Consider the following 6971-nt stretch of genomic DNA (forward strand, 5'->3'; position numbering starts at 1 on the left):
CAGCGGGGTCGCGAGGGTCATCGTCGGCCTCCTGCCGAGCCGGTCACCGACGTGGGGTCGAGGGCGTCGCGCAGGCCGTCGCCGATGAAGGTCATCGACACGGTGAGCAGCACGACCAGCCCCGCGGGGAAGGCGAAGAGCCAGGGGGCGCTGGTGATGGTGCTCGCGCCGTCCGCGAGCATGGTGCCGAGGGAGACGTCCGGGGTCTGGACGCCGAACCCCAGGAAGGACAGGGCGGTTTCGCTGAGCACGGTCGCGACGACACCGAGGGTCAGGTTGACGATCAGCAGGGAGCCGAGGTTGGGGATGATGTGGCGGAGGATGATGCGCAGCGGGCCGACGCCCATGAACTCGGCCGCCCGCACGTAGTCCCGTTCGCGCAGTGAGGTCGACACGGACCAGATCACCCGCGCCGTGGACATCCAGCCGAACACGGTCAGCACGACGATCAGCACACGCCAGTCGCCGGCCAGCCGGTGGGAGACCAGGGCGAGGATGAGGAACGAGGGGACGATCAGGAGGAAGTGGATGACGGCGAGGGTCACCCGCTCGACCCGGCCCCCGAAGTAGGCGGCGCCGGAGCCGATGACGGCGGCCAGCACGATCGTCAGTACCGACACGCTCACGGCGATCACCAGGGAGCGCTGGAGCCCGTGCACGGCGCAGGCGTAGATGTCGTTGCCCCCCTGGTTGGTGCCGAACCAGTGGGCACCGCTGGGCGGTTGGGTGAGCGCGGCGAAGTCGGCGTCGGTGTAGGCGTAGGAGGTGAACCGGCCGCCGAACGCTCCGAAGAGCACCAGCAGCAGGAAGATCACCACTCCCACGACGGCGAGGCGGTTGCGCAGGAAGCGCCGCAGGTAGAGCCGGCCGAGTCCGAGGTGCGGGGACGTGGTCGTCGCCGCCTCGGGGGGCCGCTCCCCGGTGGGGCGGGGGGACGCGGCGGTCGTCGCGTCGGTGGTCACGTCAGCTCACCCGCACTCTCGGGTCGAGGAAGACCGTGGCGATGTCCGCGAGGATCGCGCCGATCGCCGTCAGCGCCGCGGCGAAGGCGGCCGTCGCGACGACGCCGTGCACGTCGTTCTTGCCGATGGTCTGGACGAAGTAGCGGCCCATGCCGTTCCAGCCGAAGATCGTCTCCGTGATGACGGCACCGGTGAAGACGGCCGGGACGCTGAACGCCACGGAAGCCGCGGTCGGGATGAGCGCCGCCCTCAGGGCGTGCCTGCGGATGGCCTGGCCGCGGGTGAGCCCGGTGGCCCGGGCGGTGCGCACGAAGTCGGCGTGGAGGGTGTCGAGCAGCAGGGAACGCTGCGTCAGGTGGTAGCCGACGTAGCCCATCAGCGTGAGCGACACGGTGGGCAGGATCAGGTGCAGGAGGCGGTCGCCGATCGTGGGGAACAGCCCTTCGACGCCAGGTGAGTTCTCCCCGGCGACGTAGAGGAAGTGCAGCCCGGTGTGCTGGTTCAGCCAGATGGCGACGAAGACCACGGCGAGGGCGGCGACGGACGTGGGGATGTTGAACACCACGATGGACACGGCCTGCGCCACCCGGTCGGCCCAGCCGTACTGCCGGGCGGCGGTGTAGACGCCGAGCGCGACCCCGATCACGACGGACAGCACGGTCGCGATGATCACCAACTCCGCGCTGACCAGGGCCCGGTAGCCCACTTCTCCGTTGACGGAGACGCCCGTGGGGGACTTCCCCCAGTCGAAGCGCAGGATCACCGAGGTCAGCCAGTCCCACCAGCGGTGCACCAACGGCACCCTGGGGTCCAGGTTGTACGGCGCGAGGGCCCGGTCGATCTGCGCCTCGCTGCGGACGGGCCGCAGTTCCTTGAAGTTCGACCGCGGGTCCAGAAACCAACTGGCCAGGAAGTAGGTGGCGTTCGTCGCCACGACGATCATCAGGAGCCAGCCGACCGCCTTGCGTGTCACATAGCGCACCACGCGCGGCACCTCCTCATCACACACGGGATGTGCGCCTCGGGAGCACCGGGGAGACAGGTGGATTGCATGCGCGGTGTTGCTTTCTGCGGGTACGGAAGGGTGACGTGGGGATGTGCACACCAGCCTGGTCCGCACCGCGCCGTGACACCAGGTTTTGCCCGGCGCTGCCACGAGGTCGACATGTCGTCGTAGCACAGGGTCCGGAATACGGCGCAATTCGGGCGATCTTGATGGGGTGGGTCGTTACATTCGCGGGGGTCCTGCGGGCGGAGTGCCCGCCGACCTGCACGGTCGGCGGGCCGGAGAAGGGTGCCCGTACCGCTCGACCGGGCCTGACCGGCGGCCCGTAGCCGCTGTCTTCGTCAGCAGCCCGCATCCGCGAGCACGAAGTAGCCCGGGGACGTCTCCTTCAGCGTGTGGGTGACGGCGAGGGTGTACAGGCCCATGTTCTGGTCGGAGCCGTTGGCGTAGGTGTAGCCGAGGCTCTGGTGGGCGCGGCCGGCCTGGACCTGGTTGTAGTTGTTGTCGGTGTAGCACTTGGGCGCGGCGCCCGTGGTCGTCGCCGTCACCGAGGCCGATGACGCGCCGACGGCTCCGGAGGAGTCCACCGCGGCGACGGTGTAGGTGTAGGAGGTGCCGGCGGACAGGCCGGTGTCGGTGTAGGAGGTGCCCGTCACGGAGCCGGCCCTGGTGCCGTTGCGGTAGACGGCGTAGGAGGCGGCGCCGCTGACGGCGTTCCAGGACAAGGAGGCCCCGGCGTCGGTGGTGCCGGTCACCGTGAGGCCGGACGGGGCGGGCAGGGAACCGGTGCCGCCCTGGCCGCCGCCGTCCAGGCCCCAGAACAGCGCGGTGTGGTAGCTGGAGCAGATGTAGTCGAGGTAGTAGCTCCCCGTGCTGCCGCACTGGTCGGCGCCCGAACCGGGGTCCACGGCGAGGCCGTGGGTCATGCCGGAGATCGAGAACAGGGCGACGGCGGGCTTGCCGCTGCTGTCGTCGTAGAGGCTCTCGGTGGTGCCGCCGGTCAGGCTCCGGGTGCTGGAGGCGGTCTGGCCGATGCCCCGGACGTCGGTCCACTGGTCGCGCAGCTCGGTGCCGTTGACCTGGTTGACGGTGGTGTCGGAGGTCCCCTGCCAGATGGCGACCCGCGGCCAGGGCCCGGAGTAGCCCGGGTAGGAGTTGCGGACCTTGTCGCCCCACTGCTTCGGGGTGAGGTTCTGGCTGCCGGACTGGCACCCGGAGGCGGCCGTCAGCGTGGTGGCGCACTGCGCGGGCAGGCCCGAGTCGACGGAGCCGCCGGCGAACACGTCCGGGTAGTCGGCGAGCAGGTCCGCGGCCATGCCGCCGCCGGCGGACAGGCCGGTGACGAAGATACGGCCGCGGTCCGAGCCGTACTGTGCCACGGCGGTGTCGACCATCTGCATCACCGAGGCCGCCTCGCCCTTGCCCCGGGTGTCCTTGGTGGAGTCGAACCAGTTGAAGCAGGACAGACTGTTGTTGGCCGAGCCGGTCTGCGGGTAGACCACGGCGAAGCCCCACTGGTCGGCGAACTTCTGCCAGCCGGAGTGCGTGTGGTAGTCGCTCGCCGACTGGGTGCACCCGTGCAGGGCCACCACCAGCGGCGCGTGGGCGGGCAGGTTGGACGGGGCGTACTCGTACATGGCCAGGTTGCCGGGGTTCGAACCGAAGTCGGTGACCTGGGTGAGAGTGCCGGCGGCCGCCGCGCTCGACGCGAGGGGGCCGGCGACGGTCAGGCCCGCGACGCAGGCGGCCAGTGCGGCGGCCAGCGCGGTGCGCCGGACGAATCCACGCCGGATGGAGTGAAGCATGCTGCGACTCCGATGAGTGGTGGGGTGAGGGGGAGCGCGGGCGTGGCGCGCCGCCCGGCGGTCCCACCCCGCCCGGCTCCGCCCCGCGCCCGTCGTGGCGGCCGTCGCGGCACCCGGCCGCGTCCGGCCCGCTGTCGTACCGGCTCGCTGGAAGCGGACCGTACGACCGGCCGGTCCCTCCGCGACATGTGGGCGACAGCCAGGACGGCGGAGGACGGGGTGGCTCGCACCCCCATGGTGTCGGCGGTGGCGCTGTGTCCGCGAGGGCGGCACGAACCGGTGCGCCCGCGCCTGCCGGGCGCACCCGGCGGGCCGGCAGGCGCGGGCGTCCGCCGGTCGTCGGCACATGGTGGCGGGCCCCACCCCGTCCGCCGAAAATATGTCGGCGACCGATGTGCCTCACGTCCTGGTTCGTCCCTACGGTGGTCGGCCATGGACAGCACCAAGAGCTCCGACGAGGGCTCGCCCCAGCATCCCGGGCCCGGTGACGCCCGCGCGTCCGCTCCGGCCCCGACCCGGTTCCTCACCGGCCGCAAGGTTCTGATCACCGGTGCGGCCGCCGGGATCGGCCGGGCGTGTGCCGAGGGCTTCGCCGCGGCCGGTGCCGAGGTCTACGTGGTGGACCGGGCCGCCGAGGCCGCCAAGGAGGTGGCCACGGCGGTCGGTGGCATCGCGGTCGTGGCCGACCTCTCGGAGGCCGACGCCGTGGACGCGCTGCCGGACGACGCGGACATCGTGGTCAACAACGCGGGCCTGCAGCATGTCGCCCCCGTGCACGAGTTTCCCCCCGAGCGCTTCGCGCTGATCCAACGCGTCATGGTGGAGGCGCCGTTCCGCATCCTGCGCCGCACCCTGCCCCACATGTACGCGCAGAAGTGGGGCAGGGTCGTCAACATCTCGTCCGTGCACGGGCTTCGGGCCAGCGCCTACAAGTCGGCGTACGTCGCGGCCAAGCACGCGCTGGAGGGCCTGAGCAAGGTGGTCGCCCTGGAGGGCGCCGCACACGGCGTGACCAGCAACTGCGTCAACCCGGGGTACGTCCGCACGGCGCTGGTCGAGGAGCAGGTCGCCGACCAGGCACGCGCCCACGGCATCCCGGCGGCGGAGGTGCTGGACCGGGTGTTCCTCGACCGCACCGCGATCAAGCGCCTGATCGAACCGGAGGAGGTCGCCGAGGCCGCCCTGTGGCTGTGCAGCGCGCGCAGCGGCTACATCACCGGCGGCTCGATCCCCGTGGACGGAGGCTGGACGGCGCGTTGACGGCGGGTCGGCCCGGCTCGCGGGTCCGTCGACGGCGGGTCAGCTCGCCCCGCCCCGGATGCTGTCGATGATGCGCGTCCAGTTGTCGCCGCCGTGGCCGTTCTCGATCGCGCGCCGGTAGTGGGCCTGCACGGCCAGGGGCAGTGCGAGATCGAGGCCGAGTGACGTGCTGGTCTCGACGATGTGGTCGGAGGTCGCGCCCATCATGGTGACCGTGCTGAGGTCGCCCGGGTGTTCCCCGGCGTCGAGGGCGGTGCCGGGGTGCTCCTCGCCCGCCCGGAGGATGTCGCCGATCGAGTCGGCGGAGGCGAGCAGCTCAGGCAGCGCTTCGCGGGCCTTCATCCCCGCGGTGCCGAGCATCGCGGTGGCGTGCATCAGCCCCGACAGGGTGGTGAGGAACACCGCGAGCTGGGCCTGGTACATCAGCTGGGCGAGGCCCGGGTCCGCGCCCAGGTGCTTCGGTGTGCCGAGCAGGGCCAGCGTCGCCAGGTGGCGTTCCAGCACATGGTGAGGGCCGCTGTAGTAGACGTGGGCCGCCTCGGTGCCGACCATCGGCGCGGGGACCATGACGCCTCCGGTGAGGAAGGCGGCGCCGTGGCCCACCGCCCAGGTCGCCGCCTCGCGTGAGCGGTCGGGAGTGTCGGAGCTCAGGTTGACCAGGGTCCGGCCGGCGAGCGCTGCGGTGGCGCCGTCGAGGACGTCGTACATCGCCTGATAGTCGGTGAGGCTGAGGATCACGAGGTCACCGGCCCGTACGGCTTCGCCGGGTGTCGCCGCGAGCGTCGCTCCGTCGGCGACGACGACGTCGGCCCGGCCGGCGGTGCGGTTCCAGACCGTGACCGGGTGGCCGGCGGCGAGGAGGGCGCGGGACATCGCCCGGCCCATCGGGCCGAGTCCGAGCACGGTGACGGCGCTGTCCTGCCTGGTGGGGTGGTGCTGTTGTTCGTTCACCCCTCCATGCTCGGAGAGCGTCGGTACGCTCGGAAGTACCTACTTTTTACTGGGGTACTCACCTTTTCGTAAGGGGGAACGAGGATGGCCAGGGCGCCGAGACGCGGGCCTTACATCTGCGGCATCGACGCCGCGCTCGACGTGGTGAGCGGCAAGTGGAAGGGGCTGATCCTCTGGGAACTCGACACCCATGGCGTCCGCCGCTTCGCGGAACTCCGGCGCGCCCTGCCGGGAGTGAGCGAGAAGATGCTGACGCAGCACCTGCGCGAGATGGAGGAGGACGGTCTCGTGCACCGGGAGGTCTACGCCGAGGTGCCGCCGCGGGTGGAGTACTCCCTGACCGGACACGGGCGCACGCTCAACCAGGCGCTGGTGCCGCTCGGCGCCTGGGGAACACAGCGGGCGCGTCGCGAGGGCTTCGCGGCGGTCGAGGTCGCCGGTGACGCGGGCGGGTGAACACGGCGGCCGCCGACCAGCGGCCCGGCACCGGTCGTCGAGGTGTCAGTGCCGCGTCAGGGGCCCGTGCCATTCTCTTTCACGTGAACGGCTCCGGTCACCACGGGGCCGGGAGCGAGGAGAGGTGCCCGGAGCGGTTGATCGGGGACCAGCGAGCACGTCTCGGGGTCGGATCCCTCAGGGGGTCCACGCAGGTTCGAATCCTGCCCTCTCCGCATCCCGCGGCGCGCCGCTCACCGGGGAGCACCCGGTGAGCGGCGCGCCGGTGCCGAGAGCGGTCACCGGTCCGCGACGGCCCTGGAGTCGACCTCGCAGTGAGCGATCTCCTCCACGTGCCCGGAACTCGCGGCCGGTACCCGGAGGGTGGTTCTGCCCTTCGCGGGCACCTGCACCTGATTGCCCGTGTCCATGAGGGTGAAGCCGTACCGGTTCTTGAAGCGCATCGTCACGGTGAAGACGCCGTCGCGTCCGTTGGGGTTCCTGACCTCGACGCTCGCGTACGGATCGTCCGTGCTCGCGCACTGTACGAGC

General features: G+C 71.4%; 6 protein-coding genes and 2 pseudogenes. 3 read left to right on the top strand and 5 right to left on the bottom strand.

The window, feature by feature from the left end:
• Window positions 1–17 precede the first annotated feature (17 nt).
• The 3 genes from FRZ03_RS08510 to FRZ03_RS08520 form a co-directional block, all read right to left on the bottom strand.
• Complete coding sequence (locus FRZ03_RS08510) at window positions 18–962, bottom strand: ABC transporter permease (RefSeq protein WP_398659945.1); 945 nt, start codon at window positions 960–962, stop codon at window positions 18–20.
• A 1-nt stretch (window position 963) separates the two neighbouring features.
• Entirely contained in the window at window positions 964–1947 is a 984-nt protein-coding gene (locus FRZ03_RS08515; protein ID WP_146464558.1) for an ABC transporter permease, read from the bottom strand.
• Window positions 1948–2309: 362 nt separating this feature from the next.
• Window positions 2310–3773, bottom strand: a complete 1464-nt coding sequence (locus FRZ03_RS08520; protein WP_146464559.1) for an extracellular catalytic domain type 1 short-chain-length polyhydroxyalkanoate depolymerase — start codon at window positions 3771–3773, stop codon at window positions 2310–2312.
• 432 nt (window positions 3774–4205) lie between these two features.
• Between FRZ03_RS08520 and FRZ03_RS08525 the strand changes: the two genes are divergently transcribed.
• A complete protein-coding gene (locus FRZ03_RS08525; protein WP_146464560.1) occupies window positions 4206–5033 on the top strand; it encodes a 3-hydroxybutyrate dehydrogenase in 828 nt (275 codons plus the stop codon).
• Between the two features lie 39 nt (window positions 5034–5072).
• Here FRZ03_RS08525 and FRZ03_RS08530 read toward each other — a convergent pair whose 3' ends face one another.
• A complete protein-coding gene (locus FRZ03_RS08530) occupies window positions 5073–5984 on the bottom strand; it encodes an NAD(P)-dependent oxidoreductase (RefSeq protein ID WP_146464561.1) in 912 nt (303 codons plus the stop codon).
• 84 nt (window positions 5985–6068) lie between these two features.
• Between FRZ03_RS08530 and FRZ03_RS08535 the strand changes: the two genes are divergently transcribed.
• Window positions 6069–6440 (top strand): winged helix-turn-helix transcriptional regulator, encoded by a 372-nt coding sequence (locus tag FRZ03_RS08535; RefSeq protein ID WP_146464562.1) that lies wholly within the window; start codon window positions 6069–6071, stop codon window positions 6438–6440.
• A gap of 118 nt (window positions 6441–6558) precedes the next feature.
• A pseudogene (locus tag FRZ03_RS38910) lies at window positions 6559–6655 on the top strand.
• A 63-nt stretch (window positions 6656–6718) separates the two neighbouring features.
• On the opposite strand, the pseudogene FRZ03_RS38915 reads toward FRZ03_RS38910, so the two are convergent.
• A pseudogene (locus tag FRZ03_RS38915) lies at window positions 6719–6971 on the bottom strand (hypothetical protein); the annotation flags it as partial.

This window comes from Streptomyces misionensis (assembly GCF_007896895.1).
Taxonomy (GTDB): Bacteria; Actinomycetota; Actinomycetes; order Streptomycetales; family Streptomycetaceae; genus Streptomyces; species Streptomyces misionensis_A.

Coding starts and splice junctions, on each gene's coding strand:
- FRZ03_RS08520 (WP_146464559.1), bottom strand. CDS start 3,773: ATGCTTCACTCCATCCGGCGTGGATTCGTCCGGCGCACCGCGCTGGCC.
- FRZ03_RS08525 (WP_146464560.1), top strand. CDS start 4,206: ATGGACAGCACCAAGAGCTCCGACGAGGGCTCGCCCCAGCATCCCGGG.
- FRZ03_RS08535 (WP_146464562.1), top strand. CDS start 6,069: ATGGCCAGGGCGCCGAGACGCGGGCCTTACATCTGCGGCATCGACGCC.